Source organism: Streptomyces sp. WM4235, assembly GCF_001279725.1.
Classification (GTDB): Bacteria; Actinomycetota; Actinomycetes; order Streptomycetales; family Streptomycetaceae; genus Streptomyces.
This window is the reverse complement of sequence record NZ_LGDE01000181.1, coordinates 1-15196: the sequence shown is the minus strand read 5'-3', so window position 1 is coordinate 15196 and position 15196 is coordinate 1. Positions and strand designations below refer to the sequence as shown.

Below are 15196 nucleotides of genomic sequence, written 5' to 3'. Positions count from 1 at the left end.
GGCAGTGTCGTACGGCGGGAAACCCGTGTCGAACGAATTAGTCGAACGGATCAGGGGGCGGCGGATGCCGGGGCAGCGCGCACGACGGGAGCGGGAGGCGGCGGCGCGCCGCCGGCGGGCGGAGCGGGCGGGTCACTGGGAGCGGCGGTTCGTCACGGACGACCGGACGCGGTTCCAGGAGGAGGCCGAAGCGCTGCGACACCAGGGCTTCGCGGACGAGGACATCAGGATCGACATGCTCTGTGGCCGCCTGACCCACCCGACGACGTACGTGCTCAGTGTGTTCGTCGCGGATCCGGACCCGGATCCGGATCAGGGCGGGGGAAGCGGCCGGGCGTGACGAGTTCCGCCCACACCGTCTTGCCGACCGTCCTCGACACGACCCCCCAGTCGCGCGCGACGGCCGCGACGAGCCGCAGACCGTGACCGCCCTCCGCATGGTGCACGTACGGGCTCACGGCCGGCCGGGCGCCGGCCCTCGCGTCGGACACCTCGATGCGAAGCACCCCTTCCGACATCACCATCCGCAGCTCGAAGTCCCGCCCGGGGACCCGGCCGTGGACGATCGCGTTCGCGGCGAGCTCGGCGACGAGCAGCGCGGCGTCGTCGGACAGTTCGGAGCGGTGGGGGATGCCCCAGTCGTGCAGCGCCAGCAGGGCGAACCGGCGGCCGAGGCGGGCGCCGCGAGGGGTCGAGCTGGAACGCTGAGTGAACACACGTACGAGGTGGCCGGCGGGTCCGGCGGGTGCGGTCATGGAATCAACGTCCCGTTTGGACAAGGTGGTTCACAGCAATCCGACCGCTACTTTTCATCTGTACGAGTCCACGCGCTGGACAGGAGCGGTCACATACCGTGAACCTGATCGTCAGGAGGTGACCTCCATGGCGAGTGTCGACGACAACGGTGAAAGCGGTCCCGAGCCGGACGGCGACCTGCGCCACTTCGGCGAGACGGTCAAGGCCTTCCGCAAACGCGCCGGACTGACGCAGGAACAACTGCACCCCCTGATCCGCTACTCGGTGCAGTACATCGGCTCGGTGGAACAGGGCCGCCGCCACCCGTCCACGAAGTTCGTGGAGAAGGCGGAGGAGGCGCTGGACGCCTTCGGCGTGATCCGGCTCGCAGCGAAGCAGTTGCAGCGCAGGCGGGGGCTGGCGTCGTGGTTCAGGCGGTGGGCGGAGCACGAGGACAGTGCGATCGCGCTCAACACGTACGAATGCCGGGCCATCCCCGGCCTGTTGCAACCCGAGCCGTACGCGCGGGCCCTCTTCGAGACCGTCCCGCCACTGCCCACCGCGGGGGACCTGGAGGCGCGGATGGTGGCGCGGTCGGAACGGCAGAAGCTGCTGCTGCGCACCCCGTACATCATGTTCAGCTTCATCGTCGAGCAGAGTCTGATCGAACGGCGGACGGGTGGGAAGGAGGTCACCCGCGAGCTGATCGACCACCTGCTGGAGTGCTCGCTGCTGCCGAACGTGGACATCCAGATCATGCCGCTCGTCCAGCCGGTGCACGCGGGCGCCGACGGGCCCTTCCGGCTCCTCGAAACCTGGGAACACGAGTGGCTCGGGTACAGCGAGGGACAGAAGACGGGCCATGTGATCACCGACCCCAAAGCCGTCAGCGTCCTTCACCAGCGGTATGCCAAACTTCGCATCCAGGCCCTCAATCCGGCTGACAGCGCGGGCCTGTTGATGCGAATGCGAGGTTCTCTGTGAACGGCTCCGAGTTGCGGTGGTTCAAGAGCAGCTACAGCGGCAGCGAGGGCGACGACTGCGTCGAGGTCGCCGCCTGCGCCGACACCGTGCACGTCCGGGACTCCAAGGTCACCGCCGGCCCCGAGCTCGCCGTCGCGCCCGCCGTGTGGACGGCGTTCCTCGGCGGCGTCACCGGCTGACGGAACCCGTCAGGGCGGGGGTATCGGTCCCGGCGCGGTCACGCCGATCGCCGGACGCCAGAAGCGCCCGTCAGGCAGGGCCTGACGGGCGCCGAGGAAGTAGTCCGCGTCGCGCTGGAAACCGAGACCCGGGACGATGCGCCGCAGGTGGGGCCAGATGCCGGGCACCACCCGGTACTCCCCCGTCACCATCCACGGATCGTCGCCCAGCACGAACAGGTGCCGGACCACCAGGAACTGTTCGCGCGAGAGCGAGCAGGACTCGACCATCTCCTCGTCCGGCCCGAAGCCGGTCAGGTCCCAGACGAGATTGTGCCCGTCGGCGAATGGATAGTCGCTGCTCACCGCCTCACGCTAGGGCGGGCCCCCGACCGCCCGCACCTGCTTTTCACCGCCACTTCACGTGATCGTCCGGCGGGAGCGTCCCGCGGAGGGCGGCAGCGCTGGACAAAGCACGTGCAGCGGGCACGCATATCGGCGTATCGTCCCCCGCATGGACCCGCTCTCCGAGAAACAGATCCGTGGCTCCTTCGTGAACTGCACGAAGGGCGAGGCCTCCCGGCTCCGGCTGCCGCTGGACTTCGGCGACCTGCCCTGGGAGGACCTGGACTTCCTCGGCTGGGTGGACCCGGGCGCCCCGCTGCGCGCCCACCTCGTGCGGACAGGCCCCGACGGCGTGCCCGTGGGCATCACCCTGCGCGTGCCCGCTTCGAACGGCGCCAGTGCCCTGAAGTCCAGCATCTGCATGATCTGCCTGACCGGGCACGCCTCGTCCGACGTGGCGCTGCTGTCCGCTCCCCTCGCCGGGGCCCGCGGCCGGGAGGGCAACACCGTCGGCATCTACCTCTGCGCCGATCTGGCCTGCTCGCTGTACCTGCGGGGCAAGCGTCGGTCCAAGCGGGCGACGGGGGCCTACGTGGAGACCCTGAGCCTGGAGGAGCGGATCGAGCGGGCGCTCGGGAACCTCGACGGGTTCACGGCGAAGGTCACCGGCGCGCGCGTGGGCGCCTGACCGCCCCGGGCCGGGCCTGACGGCACCCCGCCCGTCCACCCATCCGCCCCATCTGACGGATCGTCCCTCGCGACCCGGCTCCCCGGCGCACGGCGGCGTACCCTGCCCCGCATGATCGATTCACGTACCCACGTTCGCGTCGCCCGCCCCTCGCTCGACCTGGAGGCCGCCGAGCGGTTCTACGTGGACGGGCTCGGTCTGGACGTCCTGTGGCGCACCAGCGGTCACGTGTCGGGTGAGCACGATCTGGTGATGGTCGGACCCACCGGGGGCGGCTGGCACTTCGAGCTGACGCACGACCCGGAGAACCCGATCGCGCCGTCCCCGACGGTCGACGACCTGTTCGTCGTCTACCTCGGCCGAGAGCCCGATCCGGCCCTCGTCCAGCGCCTGATCGAGCACGGCGGCACCCGCGTCTCCTCCCACAACCCCTACTGGGACGACTACGGCGTCACGGTCGCCGACCCCGACGGCTACCGCCTGGTGCTCTGCTCCCGCACCTGGGGCTGAGGCACGCCCCGAGGGTCAGCCGATGCCGGGGGCCTTCGGCAGGCCGGCGGTCAGGGCCGTGCCGGCGCCGGAGAGGGAGGCGTCGGTGGCCTTGGTGGCGCTGCCGGCCGCCGAGGCGGTGGCGTTGACCGCCGTCTTTGCGTCGGTGACGGTCTGCGCGGGGTGGTCGGCGATCTCCACCACCCGCTTGGTGATCGGGGTGTCCCCCTGGACGACCGGTCCGTCGGCGTGCGCGACGGCCGGGGTGAGGGCGAGGGCGGCGCCGCCGGAAAGAACCAGGGCGGCGAGGTTGCGCTTCATGGTCTTCTTCATGGCCGGAACAACGACGCCGCTCGGCCGGGGTCACAGCCGGCTCGCCGCTTCCGGCGGGCCGGCCGACGCCGAGGGCCCCGGATCGTGGGGAACGATCCGGGGCCCCGGGGGATGACACGGCGGCGTGGCGGGGGCGGGCCGCGGGGCCCGCGGGGTCAGTCCTCGACCACCAGGGCCGGCGTGGACTTCGTGAGGACCTGGCCGCGGAAGAAGGCGGGGCTGCGGCGTTCGGTGACGAACATGACGACCAGGCCGAGGGCCAGCAGGCCGACGCCGATGATGAACACGCTTCCGACGCCGAGGACCGTGGAGCCGGAGCCGTAGGACGGGTTCCACATGTCGATGAGGGTCTTGAGGAAGACGGTGGCGAGGAGCAGGCCGCCGAGGACCGGGAAGACGCCCTTGAAGAAGAGGTCGCGGGCCGAGTACCGCAGTTCCTTGCGGAAGTACCAGGCGCAGGCGAAGGCCGTCAGCGAGTAGTAGAAGCAGATCATCAGGCCGAGCGCGAAGATCGTGTCGGTCAGGACGTTCTCGCTGACGAGCGTCATCACGGTGTAGAAGACGCCGGTGGCGACGCCCGCCATGACGGTGGCGCGGCCGGGGGTCTTGAACCGGGGGTGGACCTTGGCGTAGGAGGGCGGCAGCGCCTCGTACGTGGACATCGCGAGGACCGTGCGTGCCACCGGGATGAAGGTGGTCTGGAGGGACGCGGTGGCGGAGGCCAGGACGGCTACGAAGAGCAGGATGCCGAGCATCGGGCCCATGACGGGGCCGGCGAGGGCGGCGAAGACGTTGTCGGAGGTGTCCGGGTTGCCGAGGCCGAGGCCGGAGGTGCCGGAGCCGACGGCCATCTGGGCGGCGATGCCGGTGGCCAGGTACGAGCCGACGAGGACGATCATCGCGATGAGCGAGGCGCGGCCGGGGGTCTTGGTGGAGCCGGTGGTCTCCTCGTTGGTGGCGAGACAGGCGTCCCAGCCCCAGTACATGAAGATCGAGAGCGAGAGTCCGGCGGTGAAGGCGGCCATGGACTCGACCGCGAAGGGGTTCATCCACTGCCAGGAGAAGTCGAGGCCGGTGTCGAAGGAGCCGGCGGACGCCTTCTGGAAGGCCATGGCGACGAAGATGGCGAGGACGGCGAGCTGGAGGCCGACCAGCGCGTACTGGACGCCCTTGGTGGCCGTCATGCCGCGGTAGCTGATGGCGGTCGCGGCGGCGATGAGGGTGAGGCAGGTGGCGATGTGGACGAGTTTGTTGTCGTCCAGGGCGGAGATCGACGGGTTGTTCGTGATCTCGCCGGCCAGCAGCCAGAAGTAGGAGGTGGCGACGCCGGCCAGGTTGGACAGGACGATGATCGTGGCGATCACCAGGCCCCAGCCGCACATCCAGCCGATCCGCGGGCCGAAGGCCTTCACGGTCCAGGTGAACGAGGTGCCGCAGTCCGGCATGGCCTTGTTCAGCTCGCGGTACGCGAAGGCGACCAGGAGCATCGGGAGGAAGCCGGCCAGGAACACCGCCGGCATCTGGACGCCGACTTCCCCGGCGGTGGAGCCGAGGGTCGAGGTCAGGCAGTAGACGGGGGCGACGGTGGAGATGCCGATGACGGCGCTTCCCACCAGTCCGACGGACCCTTTTCCGAGGCCCTTGCCACGAACGTCGCCCTCGGCGACGCCGCTTACCGTGTCTCCGACCCGAGGCCGAACGTCCAGCTGTGTCATGGGTAGGGACGTTAGATGCTGCGGTTTCCTCATCCGGAGGACCAAGGTCCGTTACCGCGCGGGGCTAAATTCCTTGGAATCTTGAGGCCGAGACAGTTCACACTCTGGCAATACAAGGTTCACTCAGGCATCTATTCACGTTTCGGAAGGCACGGGGGTGGACCTTCCGGAATGCGGAAACCGCAGCCTTGCCCGTTTTGCCCCTTTCAAAACTTTCCCGTGCAAATTTTCGGGCCCCCAATACCGGGGCGCCGTCCGCCAGACTGGCCCCATGCCCACAGCCGACGAGCTCCTCAGCGCGGATACCGTCAGTAACCTGGCCGGTCTGCTGGCCCGCGCGGCCCGCACACCCCGCTCCCGAGCCCTCACCGCCCGCGCCGCATCCCTCGACGGACTCGGCTTCAGCGCACGCGTCGCCGCCGTCCGCGACGCCGTCCTCGCCGACCTGCCCGAGGACTGGCCCGCCTTCGAGGCCGTACTGCGCACCGCGATGGAGGACCCCGCCTTCGCCGGCTGGATGACCTTCCCCGTCAACGAGGCCATCGCCGTCCGCGGGCTGACCGCGTTCGAACCGGGGCTCGCGCTGCTGCGCGACCTCACCCCCCGGCTGACCGCCGAATCCGCCGTACGCCCCTTCCTGCGAGCCGATCCCGACCGCGCCCTGACGGTGATCCGCGACTGGACCGCCGACCCGGATCCGCACGTCAGGCGCCTCGCGAGCGAGGGCACCCGGCCCCGGCTGCCGTGGGCGTCCCGGCTGCCCGCCTTCATCGCCGACCCGCGGCCCGCCGTGCCCGTGCTCGACGCCCTCCACCGCGACCCGTCCGAGTACGTACGCCGTTCCGTGTCCAACCACCTCAACGACATCAGCCGGGACCACCCCGGGCTCGCCGTGGAGATCGCCGCGAAGTGGCGCGCCGACGCCGACACCACGACGGATCGCGTCGTCCGGCACGGCCTGCGCACCCTGATCAAGGCCGGCCACCCCGAGACGCTGACCCTGCTGGGCCACTCCCCCGACGTCCCGGTCACCGTCGACGGGCCGCTGGTGGGCACCCCGCGCGTCGTCGTCGGCGAGCACCTCGTCTTCTCGTACGCGCTCACCCACACCGGCGAACTGCCCGCCGAGCTGGTCGTCGACTACGTGATCCACCACGTCAAGGCCAACGGGACCCGCACCCCCAAGGTCTTCAAGCTCACCACCCGCCGCCTCGCCCCCGGCGAGACCCTCACCGGGACGAAGCGGCACTCCTTCAAGCCGATCACCACCCGCCGCTACCACCCCGGGGAGCACCTGGTGCAGCTCCAGGTCAACGGCCGGGTCCGCGGCGAGGCCGCGTTCTCGCTGGACGTCCCCTGAACCCGAGCGGTGAACCCGACCGGTGAACCCGACCGGCGGCTCGGGCCCGTGCCTCAGCCCGGCCAGACGATCGACTGGATCTCGCTGTAGGCGTGCAGGGCGTACGAGCCGACGTCCCGGCCCACCCCCGACCGTTTGAAGCCGCCGAACGGGGCCTCCATGTTCCGGCCGATGGTGTTGATGCCGACGCCGCCGGCGCGCAGCCGCCGCGCGATCCGGAAGGCCCGCGCCGAGTCCCCGGACCACACGTAGGAGAGCAGCCCGAAGTCGCTGTCGTTGGCCAGGGCCACGGCCTCGTCCTCGCCGCCGTCGAAGGGCACGACGACCACGACCGGCCCGAAGATCTCCTCCCGGACCACCCGCATGTCGTGGGTGCAGTCCACCAGGAGGGTCGGCGCGACGTAGAAGCCGCGGCCCGCCCCGACGACCGGGCGTTCGCCGCCGTACGCGATCCGCGCGCCCTCCTTCCTCCCCAGCTCGACGTACGACTCCACGCGGTCGCGGTGCGCCGCCGAGATCACCGGGCCGACCACGGTGCCGCGCTCGCCCGGGTCGCCGACCTTCATGAACGCCAGGTAGCCGGTCAGCTTCTCCACCAGCGGCTCGTACACCGACCGGTGGACGATCACCCGGGTCGGGGCGGTGCAGATCTGACCGGAGTAGAAGGAGAAGGTGGTGCCGATGCCCGCCACGGCCGCGTCGAGGTCGGCGTCCTCCAGCACGATCGCCGCGCCCTTGCCACCCAGTTCCATCAACTGCCGCTTCATCGTCCGGCCGCACACCTCCGCGATGCGCTGCCCGACGGCCGTGGAACCGGTGAAGGACACCATGTCGACGTGGCGCGAGTCGACGGCCGCCTCGCCGACCTCGACCGAGGTGCCGCACACCACGTTCACCACGCCCGCCGGGACCCCGGCCTCGTGCAGGGCCTCGGCCATCCGGAACACCGACAACGGGTCCTGCGGGGCCGGTTTGACCACGACCGTGTTGCCCATGGCGAGCGCCGGGGCCACCTTGCCCGCCGGGTTCGCCCACGGGTTGTTGTACGAGGTGACGCAGGTGACCACGCCGACCGGCTGGCGCACCTCCAGCGCGCCCAGGATGCCCGCCCTCCCCATCGGGCCGGCGTCGGTGACCTGCGGCGGCAGACCGCGTTCCACCGGCTCCAGGGCGCCCTTCGCGTACCGCCGGAAGCGGGCCACGCCCACGCCGACCTGCATGCCGCGCGCGATGCCGGTGGGCGCGCCCGTCTCGGCGCGGGCCAGCTCCGCCCACGGCTCGTACTCGCGCCGCATGACGTCGGCGGCCCGGTCGAGGATCGCGGCCCGCGCCTCGGGCGTCGTCCGCGACCAGCCCTCGAAGGCCTCCGCCGCCGCGCGCGCCGCCTCCTCGACCTGGCCGCGGGTGGCCTCCGGGGCGAGTCCGACGACGGACTCGTCGGCCGGGTTGACCACCTCGTAGTGACCGGCGGCCGGTTCGACCCACTCGCCTCCGATGTACAGCCGCTGCGGTCCGACGGAGGTCATCGGGTGCTCACCGTCCTCGTGTCGCGGCCGGAGCGCAGCACGATGCCGGGGATCGCGCCGGTCACCTCGTCGTCGCGGATCGTCTCCACGCCGTTGACGCGCACGGACACGATCCCGATCGCCCGCGCGTCCAACCGCGGACTGTCCCCGGGCAGATCGTGCACGAGCGTCGCCGGCCCGGCCTCGATCCGCTCCGGGTCGAAGAGAACCAGGTCCGCGTGGAACCCCTCGGTGATCCGGCCGCGTTCGCGCAGCCCGAACAGCCGGGCCGGGTCGTCGGTGAGCATCCGTACGGCCTGTTCCAGCGGCAGGAGCCGGCGTCCGCGCAGACAGTCCCCGAGGAAGCGGGTCGTGTACGGGGCGCCGCACATCCGGTCCAGGTGGGCGCCCGCGTCGGAGCCGCCCAACATGACGTCCTCGTGCTGCCAGGTCTCCTGGCGCAGGGCCCAGCTCGCCGGGTCGTTGTCGGTGGGCATCGGCCACAGGACGGTGCGCAGGTCGTCGTTGGCGCAGATCTCCACCAGACAGTGGAAGGCGTCCTGGCCCCGTTCGGCGGCGATGTCGCCGACGACCCGGCCCGAGAGGCCCTCGTTCTCCTCGCTGTACGTGTCGCCGATGACGTAGCGCCCGAAGTCGGCGAGCCGCCGGAAGACACCGGCCTCCCTGCTGTCCGCGCGTCGCAGCATCTCGGCGCGCACGTCGGTGTCGCGCAGCCTCGCGATCCGCTCGGGGACGGGCAGGCCGAGGACCTCGCCCCAGCCGGGGATGAGGTTCAGCGCGCAGAACGTGCCGAGCGACATGTTCATGGGGGTCAGGATCGGCATGGTGAGCGCGACGATCCGGCCGCCGGCCTTGCGGGCCCGCTCGCTGGGGATCAGCTGGCGCGGGACGCGCTCGGGGACGGACGCGTCGACGGTGAGGACGTTCCAGTTCAGGGGCCGGCCGGCGGCGGCACTCATCTCGACGAACAGGTCGATCTCCTCGTCGGAGAACTGGTCGAGGCAGCCCGCGACGATCGCTTCGAGCTGGGTGCCCTCGTGTTCGGAGACCGCGCGGGAGAGCGCGAGCAGCTCCTCCGGCTTCGCGTGACGGGAGGCCACCGGGGAGCCGGCGCCGTCGGAATGCGTGGAGGACTGGGTGGTGGACAGGCCCCAGGCACCGGCGTTCATCGCGTCGTGGAACAAGTCGAGCATCTGATGCATCTGCTCCGGCGTGGGCTGTCCGCCGACGGCGTCCTCGCCCATCACGTACCGGCGCAGCGCGCAATGCCCCACCATGAAACCGGCGTTGACGGCTATCCGGCCCTCCAGGGCGTCGAGGTACTCGCCGAACGAGGACCAGGTCCAGTCGACGCCCTCCTCGAGGGCTTTGAGGGCCATCCCCTCGACCTTGCTCATCATGCGCCGGGTGTAGTCGGCGTCCTCGGGCCGGTCGGGATGGAGCGGGGCGAGCGTGAAACCACAGTTGCCGCCGGCCACGGTGGTGACGCCGTGGTTCATGGAGGGCGTGGCGTACGGGTCCCAGAACAGTTGGGCGTCGTAGTGCGTGTGCGGGTCGATGAAGCCGGGGGTCAGGACGAGCCCGGTGGCATCCTCGCCGGTCCGGGCCTCCTCGGTGACGGTTCCCGGCGGGGCGATGACGGCGATCCGGCCGTCCCTCGTCCCGACGTCGGCGATGAACGCGGGGGCGCCGGTCCCGTCCACGACGGTGGCTCCCTTGATCAGGTGGTCGAGCATGACGTCCCTTCGTCCCTGACGGGTTCGCTGACGCGGTCTTACGGGGGGCGGTTCAGCCTCGCCGGCCGGGTGGGTCGGGCCGGGCCATCTCAGCCTCGCCGGCGTTTGAGGCGCGGGGTCTGGGGCGGAGCCCCAGGTGACCCCGGCTCCGCCGGGCACCGGGCTCCGCCCGGACCCGCGCCTCAAACGCCGGCGGGGCTGGATCGGCCGGGGCGGCCGGAGGGCGCAGGGGTCGGCCGCGGCCCGTGCGTCCCCCGGCCGGTTCCGCGCGGGCCCCCGGGACCGCACGGCCCCCGAAGCCCGTTTTCCGGGGCGGCGGTCCGGGAAGACGCCGCCCGGGTCGGGTGTCCGTTCAGGACCCGGAGGCCTCACGGAAGCGGGTGGTGCGGTGTACCGGGTCCGTGTCGATCTTCGGGATGACGTGCTCCCCGATGAGTTTCACGGTGGTCATGGTGTCCTCGTAGGACACCCCGGTCGGCAGGCCGAAGGACAGTTGGTCGGCGCCCGCCTGCTCCCAGCGCTTGCACTGCCGGAGCACCTCGGACGGGTCTCCGCAGATCAGCAGTTCCTCGGCGATCAGCAGCTCGATGATCTCCGCGTTGTACTCGGGGAGCGTCTCGGGCCACTGCGGGATCGCCTCGGGCCGCGGGAAGGTGTCGTGGTAGCGGAAGACCAGCGACTGGAAGCGGTTCATGTTGGCGTTGACGGCGATCTCGACGGCCTTGTCGTGGGTCTCGGCGCAGATCGCGGTCGAGGTGACCATGACGTTGTCGTTGACGAAGGCGCCGATGGCCTTCGCCTCCTGGATGGCCGTCTTGTACTGCTCCAGCACCCACTCCATGTCGGAGACCTTCTGGACGCTGAAGCCGAGGACGCCGAGGCCCTTCTTGGCGGCCATGGCGTACGAGGTGGGGGATCCGGCGGCGTACCACATGGCCGGGTGGGCCTTGCCGTACGGCTTGGGGAAGATCTTCCGCGGCGGCAGCGACCAGTGCTTGCCGCTGAACCCCTCGTACTCCTCCTGGAGGAACATCTTGGGGAACTCGGCGATGGTCTCCTCCCAGATCTCCTTGGTGCCGTTCATGTCCTCGATGCCCGGGAGGAAGCCGAGGATCTCGTGGCTGCCGGCGCCGCGGCCGGTGCCGAACTCGAAGCGCCCCTTGGAGAGGTGGTCGAGCATGGCGACCTTCTCCGCGACCTTGACCGGGTGGTTCACGGGGGCCAGCGGGTTGAAGATGCCGGAGCCGAGGTGGATGCGCTCGGTGGCGTGGGCGAGGTAGCCGAGGAACACCTCGTTCGCGGAGAGGTGCGAGTACTCCTCCAGGAAGTGGTGCTCGGAGGCCCAGGCGTACTTGAAGCCGGACTTGTCGGCCTGGATGACGTACTCGGTCTCCTCGATCAGCGCCTTGTGCTCCGCCTCGGGGTCGACCTTGGACCGCGCCTCAGGCACGTATCCCTGCACGAAGAGCCCGAATTCCAAGGGGGTTCACCGTCCTTTGATTTCTGACGTTGCGTCAGATTCGATGTCCCGACTGTTCCATCGCCGGGGCGGGAGCGTCAATACCTGACGCCCCATCAGATGCCGGTCAGAGGATGCTGACGCCGGCCATCCAGCCCCCGTCGATGACGAACGGCTGCCCGGTGATGTACGAGGAGTCCTCGCCGGTCAGGAAGAGCGCCAGGCGCGCGATCTCGTCCGGCCGGCCGACCCGCCCCATCGGCACGACCCGCTTGTACAACTCGGCCATCGCGTCCCTGGCCTCGTCGCTCACCCCCGCCGGGTCCAGCAGCGCCGGGTTGGCCATCGGCGTGTCCACGGCGCCCGGGCACATGGCGTTGACCCGGATGTTCCTTCCCGCCAGTTCCAGCGCCGCCACCCTGGTCAGACCCAGGATCGCGGCCTTGGTCGCCGCGTACGCGCCGACGTACGCCATGCCCGTCAGACCGGTGTACGAGGAGGTGTTGACGATCGTGCCCCCGCCGGCCGCCGCGATCTCGGGCGCGACGGCCTTGATGCCGAGGAACGCGCCGACCTGGTTGACCCGGATCACCTGCTGGAACTCCTCCAACGGGGTCGCGGTCAGCTCGTTGAAGCGCAGGATGCCCGCGTTGTTGACCAGCCCGTCGATCCGGCCGAAGGCCTCCTTCGCCGCCTCGACGGCGGCGGCCCAGTCCTCCTCGCGGCTCACGTCCATCCGTACGTACCGGGCCCGGTCCTCGCCGATCTCCTTGGCGACCGCGGCGCCCTGCTCGTCCAACACGTCGCCCAGGAGCACCTTGGCGCCCTCCGCCGCGAAGAGCCGGGCCTCCTGCTCGCCCTGACCGCGCGCCGCACCGGTGATGACGACGACGCGTCCGTCCAACTTGCCCATGGCGGGTACTCCTGCCCTAGTCGTTGAGGAGGGGGGCCACCTCGGCCCCGAAGGCGGCTATCTGGTCGGTCAGTTCGGCGACGTCCCGGTTGCGGAACCGGACCTGGATCTGGTCCACGCCCAGCGCCCGGTACTCCCGCAGGGACTCCGCGAGCGCCTCGGCCTTTCCGGTGAGGGCCCGCCGGCCGGTGTCCCAGCCGGGCTCGCCCACGTACAGGGGCTCGGTGATGGCACCGATCTCGATGGGGCGGGTGACCCCCGCCGCCTCGCGCAGCTCCCTGATCCGGGCGATCCGCTCCGGAAGCCGGTCGCGCGGATCCCCCTGCGGGAGCCAGCCGTCACCGCGCACCGCCGCGCGGCGCACGGCGGCGGGCGAGGAGCCGCCGACCCAGAAGGGGATGCGGGTCTGCATGGGCCGGGGCAACTGGCCCAGGTCCCGGAACGAGAACGACCCGCCCTCGAACTCCGGGTACTCCTCCGGCCCGAGCGCCACCCGCAACGCGTCCAGCGTCTCGTCGAGCACGGCCCCGCGCCGCTCGAAGTCGACTCCGAGGGCCTCGAACTCCTCCCGCACGTGCCCCGCGCCGACCCCGAGGATCAGCCGGCCGCCGCAGAGGTGGTCGAGCGTGGCGTACTGCTTTGCGGTGATCAACGGATGCCGCAGGCCGACGATCGCGACGTGGCTCAGCAACCGGACGTGTTCGGTGATCCCCGCGAGGAAGGACAGGGTGGCCACCGGGTCGTACCAGACGGTGCTCATGGGCCCGGCCATCGCGCGCGGGATGGCCACGTGGTCGCAGGTGGCCACGTAACCGAAACCGGCCCGGTCGGCGGCCCGGGCCACCGCGGCGAGTTCGGCGGCGCCGGCCGTCGCCTCCCAGGGCTCGGCGTAGATGGTGCTCTGCGACTGGATCGGGAGTTGCATCCCGTACACCAGTCGGCCTTCGGGAAACACGCGCGCCATGACCGTCCCCACCTCGCCCTCGACTTCGACCTGTTCGGGAGGCCGACACCGGGGCCATCGTCATAGCTGACGGTCCGTCAGGCAAGAGGTGCGACCGGACCTGGTGCGGGGCCGGGCTGGATCGGGCCCGGCGGGTGTGGCGGCCCGGCGGGTACGGCGGCCTGGCGGGATCGGGCCTGGCGGGTGTGGCCCTGGCGGGATCGGGTGGCCGGCGCCTAGGGTGCGGCGACCGAGGAGTCGCGAGCGCGGGAGACGCGGGTGGAACTGTTCCTGACCCTGTTCAGCGCGGTGGCGTGGACGCTCGTGTACGCGGAGGCGATCCGCGTCGGGCTGCGGGACCGCACCTACGCCATGCCGGTCGCCGCCCTCGCGTTGAACTTCGCCTGGGAAGCGACGTACGCCACGACCGACTTCCTCGCCGGGGTGTCCGCGCAGGGCGTGGTCAACGTGGTGTGGGCCGCCGCCGACGTCGTGATCATCGGCACCTACCTGCGGTTCGGGCGGGCGGAGCTGCCGGAGTTCGTGACCCGGCCCCTGTTCGCCGGGTGGAGCGCGCTCGTCTTCGCCGGCGCCTTCGCCGTGCAGTGGCTGTTCCTGGCGCAGTTCGGGACGCACGACGCGTCGCGCTACTCCGCGTTCCTGCAGAACCTGCTGATGTCCGGCCTCTTCATCGCCCTGTACGCGGGCCGGCGCGGGCCGCGCGGGCAGTCCCTCGTCATCGCCGTCGCGAAGTGGCTCGGGACGCTGGCGCCGACCCTGCTCTTCGGGGTGATCGAGGACTCCCCGTTCATCCTCGGGCTCGGGGTGCTGTGCTCGGTGTTCGACCTCGCGTACATCGCGCTGCTCGCGCGGGGAGGCCGCGGCGATCTCCGGGGGGCGACGGTCAGAATCCCCGCGGCCCCATGACGACGACGGGCTTCGCCGCCGGGTCCAGGGTCTGCAGGAGCTTCTTCATGGCCTCCTTGGGGATGCCGACGCAGCCCTGCGAGGGCCCGTCGTGGTCCACGTGCAGCCAGATGTTGCCGCCCCGCTCCTCGCCCTGCGGCTTGCGCGGGTCGAGCGGCGACACCCCCCGTTCCCGGTTGAAGTCGATCGCGACGACGTAGTCGAAGGCGCCTGTCAGCGGCTCGCCGTTCACGCCGGTGCCCGTGGCGACGAAGCCGTCGTCCTCGTCGTACGAGAACTTCGTGCCCGGCGGCTTCGGCAGCAGGCCGCCCGCGTCGGTCAGGGAGTAGACGCCCTGCGGGGAGGTCAGGTCCCCGTAGGTGCGCTCCTCGGGCGCGGACCAGCCCTTCGCCCCGTTGCGGGCCGGCCAGGTGTCCGCCCGGATCCAGTCGCCGCCGGGCGCGGAGCGGGACCAGAGGGTCACGACGGACTCGGAGGAGACCGCGGACTTGCCCGTGACCACGATCAACTGCCGGGAGTCCTTCGGGATCCTGGCCCGGGTCGCCTTGCCGAGCCCCGGGAGGGCGTCGTTGCCCCGCGGGCGGGCCCGGTCCTCGGCGAGTGCCGCGCGGTCCGCCGCGGTCCTCGGGCGGGAGTCCGGGTGGGCCGAGCCGGGGTCGGCCCCCGGGGTGTCGCGGGCGACGTGGACCCAACCGGCGGTGAAGAGGAGCAGGCCGAGACCCGCCGCGACGGCGAGGGCCCGGAGGTTGCGCTGCCGGGGGGCTCGGGTGCGGACGGGGCGACCGGGACGGGCTCGGACGAACTTGCTCATTCAATCGACCGTACACAGCGGATCTTCCAATTCACCGAAGGGGGGACCTCTTCGGCGCGGCAGGGTGGGGGGCG

Annotated in this window: 17 protein-coding genes; 7 read left to right on the top strand and 10 right to left on the bottom strand. The window is 71.2% G+C overall.

The window, feature by feature from the left end; translation table 11 throughout:
- Positions 1 to 25: 25 nt before the first annotated feature.
- Complete coding sequence (locus ADK55_RS38550) at positions 26 to 340, top strand: hypothetical protein (protein WP_159041397.1); 315 nt, start codon at positions 26 to 28, stop codon at positions 338 to 340.
- On the opposite strand, the gene ADK55_RS14925 is transcribed toward ADK55_RS38550, so the two are convergent.
- A complete protein-coding gene (locus ADK55_RS14925; protein WP_053678901.1) occupies positions 276 to 755 on the bottom strand; it encodes an ATP-binding protein in 480 nt (159 codons plus the stop codon). The genes ADK55_RS38550 and ADK55_RS14925 overlap by 65 nt on opposite strands.
- A 127-nt stretch (positions 756 to 882) precedes the next feature.
- Here ADK55_RS14925 and ADK55_RS14920 point away from each other — a divergent pair, with 127 nt between their 5' ends.
- Together ADK55_RS14920 and ADK55_RS14915 are read left to right on the top strand one after the other, a co-directional pair.
- Entirely contained in the window at positions 883 to 1719 is an 837-nt protein-coding gene (locus ADK55_RS14920; protein ID WP_053678899.1) for a helix-turn-helix domain-containing protein, read from the top strand.
- On the top strand, positions 1716 to 1898 hold the full coding sequence (locus ADK55_RS14915; RefSeq protein WP_053678897.1) for a DUF397 domain-containing protein: 183 nt from the start codon (positions 1716 to 1718) through the stop codon (positions 1896 to 1898). Before ADK55_RS14920 ends, ADK55_RS14915 begins: the two co-directional genes overlap by 4 nt.
- A 9-nt stretch (positions 1899 to 1907) precedes the next feature.
- On the opposite strand, the gene ADK55_RS14910 is transcribed toward ADK55_RS14915, so the two are convergent.
- Positions 1908 to 2243 (bottom strand): hypothetical protein, encoded by a 336-nt coding sequence (locus tag ADK55_RS14910; RefSeq protein ID WP_053678895.1) that lies wholly within the window; start codon positions 2241 to 2243, stop codon positions 1908 to 1910.
- Between the two features lie 148 nt (positions 2244 to 2391).
- Here ADK55_RS14910 and ADK55_RS14905 point away from each other — a divergent pair, with 148 nt between their 5' ends.
- The gene (locus tag ADK55_RS14905) at positions 2392 to 2910 is read left to right on the top strand and encodes an FBP domain-containing protein (RefSeq protein ID WP_053678893.1); all 519 of its coding nucleotides are present in this window, start codon (positions 2392 to 2394) and stop codon (positions 2908 to 2910) included.
- 111 nt (positions 2911 to 3021) lie between these two features.
- Positions 3022 to 3420, top strand: coding sequence for a VOC family protein (locus ADK55_RS14900; protein WP_053678891.1), 399 nt, complete (start codon positions 3022 to 3024; stop codon positions 3418 to 3420).
- A 15-nt stretch (positions 3421 to 3435) separates the two neighbouring features.
- Here the strand turns inward: ADK55_RS14900 and ADK55_RS14895 are convergent, their stop codons facing one another.
- Together ADK55_RS14895 and ADK55_RS14890 are read right to left on the bottom strand one after the other, a co-directional pair.
- Complete coding sequence (locus ADK55_RS14895; protein WP_234350045.1) at positions 3436 to 3732, bottom strand: hypothetical protein; 297 nt, start codon at positions 3730 to 3732, stop codon at positions 3436 to 3438.
- Positions 3733 to 3887: 155 nt separating this feature from the next.
- Entirely contained in the window at positions 3888 to 5447 is a 1560-nt protein-coding gene (locus ADK55_RS14890) for an APC family permease (RefSeq protein ID WP_053678890.1), read from the bottom strand.
- Positions 5448 to 5718: 271 nt separating this feature from the next.
- On the opposite strand from ADK55_RS14890, the gene ADK55_RS14885 reads away from it, so the two are divergent.
- Entirely contained in the window at positions 5719 to 6807 is a 1089-nt protein-coding gene (locus tag ADK55_RS14885; RefSeq protein WP_053678888.1) for a DNA alkylation repair protein, read from the top strand.
- Positions 6808 to 6860: 53 nt separating this feature from the next.
- Here ADK55_RS14885 and ADK55_RS14880 read toward each other — a convergent pair whose 3' ends face one another.
- The 5 genes from ADK55_RS14880 to ADK55_RS14860 form a co-directional block, all read right to left on the bottom strand.
- Complete coding sequence (locus ADK55_RS14880; protein WP_053678886.1) at positions 6861 to 8333, bottom strand: aldehyde dehydrogenase family protein; 1473 nt, start codon at positions 8331 to 8333, stop codon at positions 6861 to 6863.
- Positions 8330 to 10069: an N-acyl-D-amino-acid deacylase family protein gene (locus tag ADK55_RS14875; protein WP_053678884.1), complete on the bottom strand. Its 1740-nt coding sequence runs from the start codon at positions 10067 to 10069 to the stop codon at positions 8330 to 8332. The genes ADK55_RS14880 and ADK55_RS14875 overlap by 4 nt, the downstream gene beginning before the upstream one ends.
- A 352-nt stretch (positions 10070 to 10421) precedes the next feature.
- Complete coding sequence (locus ADK55_RS14870) at positions 10422 to 11549, bottom strand: LLM class flavin-dependent oxidoreductase (RefSeq protein WP_053678882.1); 1128 nt, start codon at positions 11547 to 11549, stop codon at positions 10422 to 10424.
- 106 nt (positions 11550 to 11655) lie between these two features.
- Entirely contained in the window at positions 11656 to 12441 is a 786-nt protein-coding gene (locus tag ADK55_RS14865; protein ID WP_053678880.1) for an SDR family NAD(P)-dependent oxidoreductase, read from the bottom strand.
- 16 nt (positions 12442 to 12457) lie between these two features.
- Positions 12458 to 13405 carry a TIGR03619 family F420-dependent LLM class oxidoreductase gene (locus tag ADK55_RS14860; protein ID WP_234350044.1) on the bottom strand — a complete coding sequence of 316 codons (948 nt, stop codon included), beginning with the start codon at positions 13403 to 13405 and terminating at the stop codon, positions 12458 to 12460.
- Positions 13406 to 13663: 258 nt separating this feature from the next.
- Between ADK55_RS14860 and ADK55_RS14855 the strand changes: the two genes are divergently transcribed.
- The gene (locus ADK55_RS14855; protein ID WP_053678879.1) at positions 13664 to 14311 is read left to right on the top strand and encodes a hypothetical protein; all 648 of its coding nucleotides are present in this window, start codon (positions 13664 to 13666) and stop codon (positions 14309 to 14311) included.
- On the opposite strand, the gene ADK55_RS14850 is transcribed toward ADK55_RS14855, so the two are convergent.
- Positions 14289 to 15122: a L,D-transpeptidase family protein gene (locus tag ADK55_RS14850; protein ID WP_063839539.1), complete on the bottom strand. Its 834-nt coding sequence runs from the start codon at positions 15120 to 15122 to the stop codon at positions 14289 to 14291. The two genes, ADK55_RS14855 and ADK55_RS14850, sit on opposite strands and share 23 nt — an antisense overlap.
- Between the last annotated feature and the right edge of the window lie 74 nt (positions 15123 to 15196).

Coding starts and splice junctions, on each gene's coding strand:
- ADK55_RS14860 (WP_234350044.1), bottom strand. CDS start 13,405: ATGGCGCGCGTGTTTCCCGAAGGCCGACTGGTGTACGGGATGCAACTC.
- ADK55_RS14920 (WP_053678899.1), top strand. CDS start 883: ATGGCGAGTGTCGACGACAACGGTGAAAGCGGTCCCGAGCCGGACGGC.
- ADK55_RS14905 (WP_053678893.1), top strand. CDS start 2,392: ATGGACCCGCTCTCCGAGAAACAGATCCGTGGCTCCTTCGTGAACTGC.
- ADK55_RS14885 (WP_053678888.1), top strand. CDS start 5,719: ATGCCCACAGCCGACGAGCTCCTCAGCGCGGATACCGTCAGTAACCTG.
- ADK55_RS14875 (WP_053678884.1), bottom strand. CDS start 10,069: ATGCTCGACCACCTGATCAAGGGAGCCACCGTCGTGGACGGGACCGGC.
- ADK55_RS14890 (WP_053678890.1), bottom strand. CDS start 5,447: ATGACACAGCTGGACGTTCGGCCTCGGGTCGGAGACACGGTAAGCGGC.
- ADK55_RS14880 (WP_053678886.1), bottom strand. CDS start 8,333: ATGACCTCCGTCGGACCGCAGCGGCTGTACATCGGAGGCGAGTGGGTC.
- ADK55_RS14895 (WP_234350045.1), bottom strand. CDS start 3,732: ATGAAGAAGACCATGAAGCGCAACCTCGCCGCCCTGGTTCTTTCCGGC.
- ADK55_RS14850 (WP_063839539.1), bottom strand. CDS start 15,122: ATGAGCAAGTTCGTCCGAGCCCGTCCCGGTCGCCCCGTCCGCACCCGA.
- ADK55_RS14865 (WP_053678880.1), bottom strand. CDS start 12,441: ATGGGCAAGTTGGACGGACGCGTCGTCGTCATCACCGGTGCGGCGCGC.
- ADK55_RS14925 (WP_053678901.1), bottom strand. CDS start 755: ATGACCGCACCCGCCGGACCCGCCGGCCACCTCGTACGTGTGTTCACT.
- ADK55_RS14900 (WP_053678891.1), top strand. CDS start 3,022: ATGATCGATTCACGTACCCACGTTCGCGTCGCCCGCCCCTCGCTCGAC.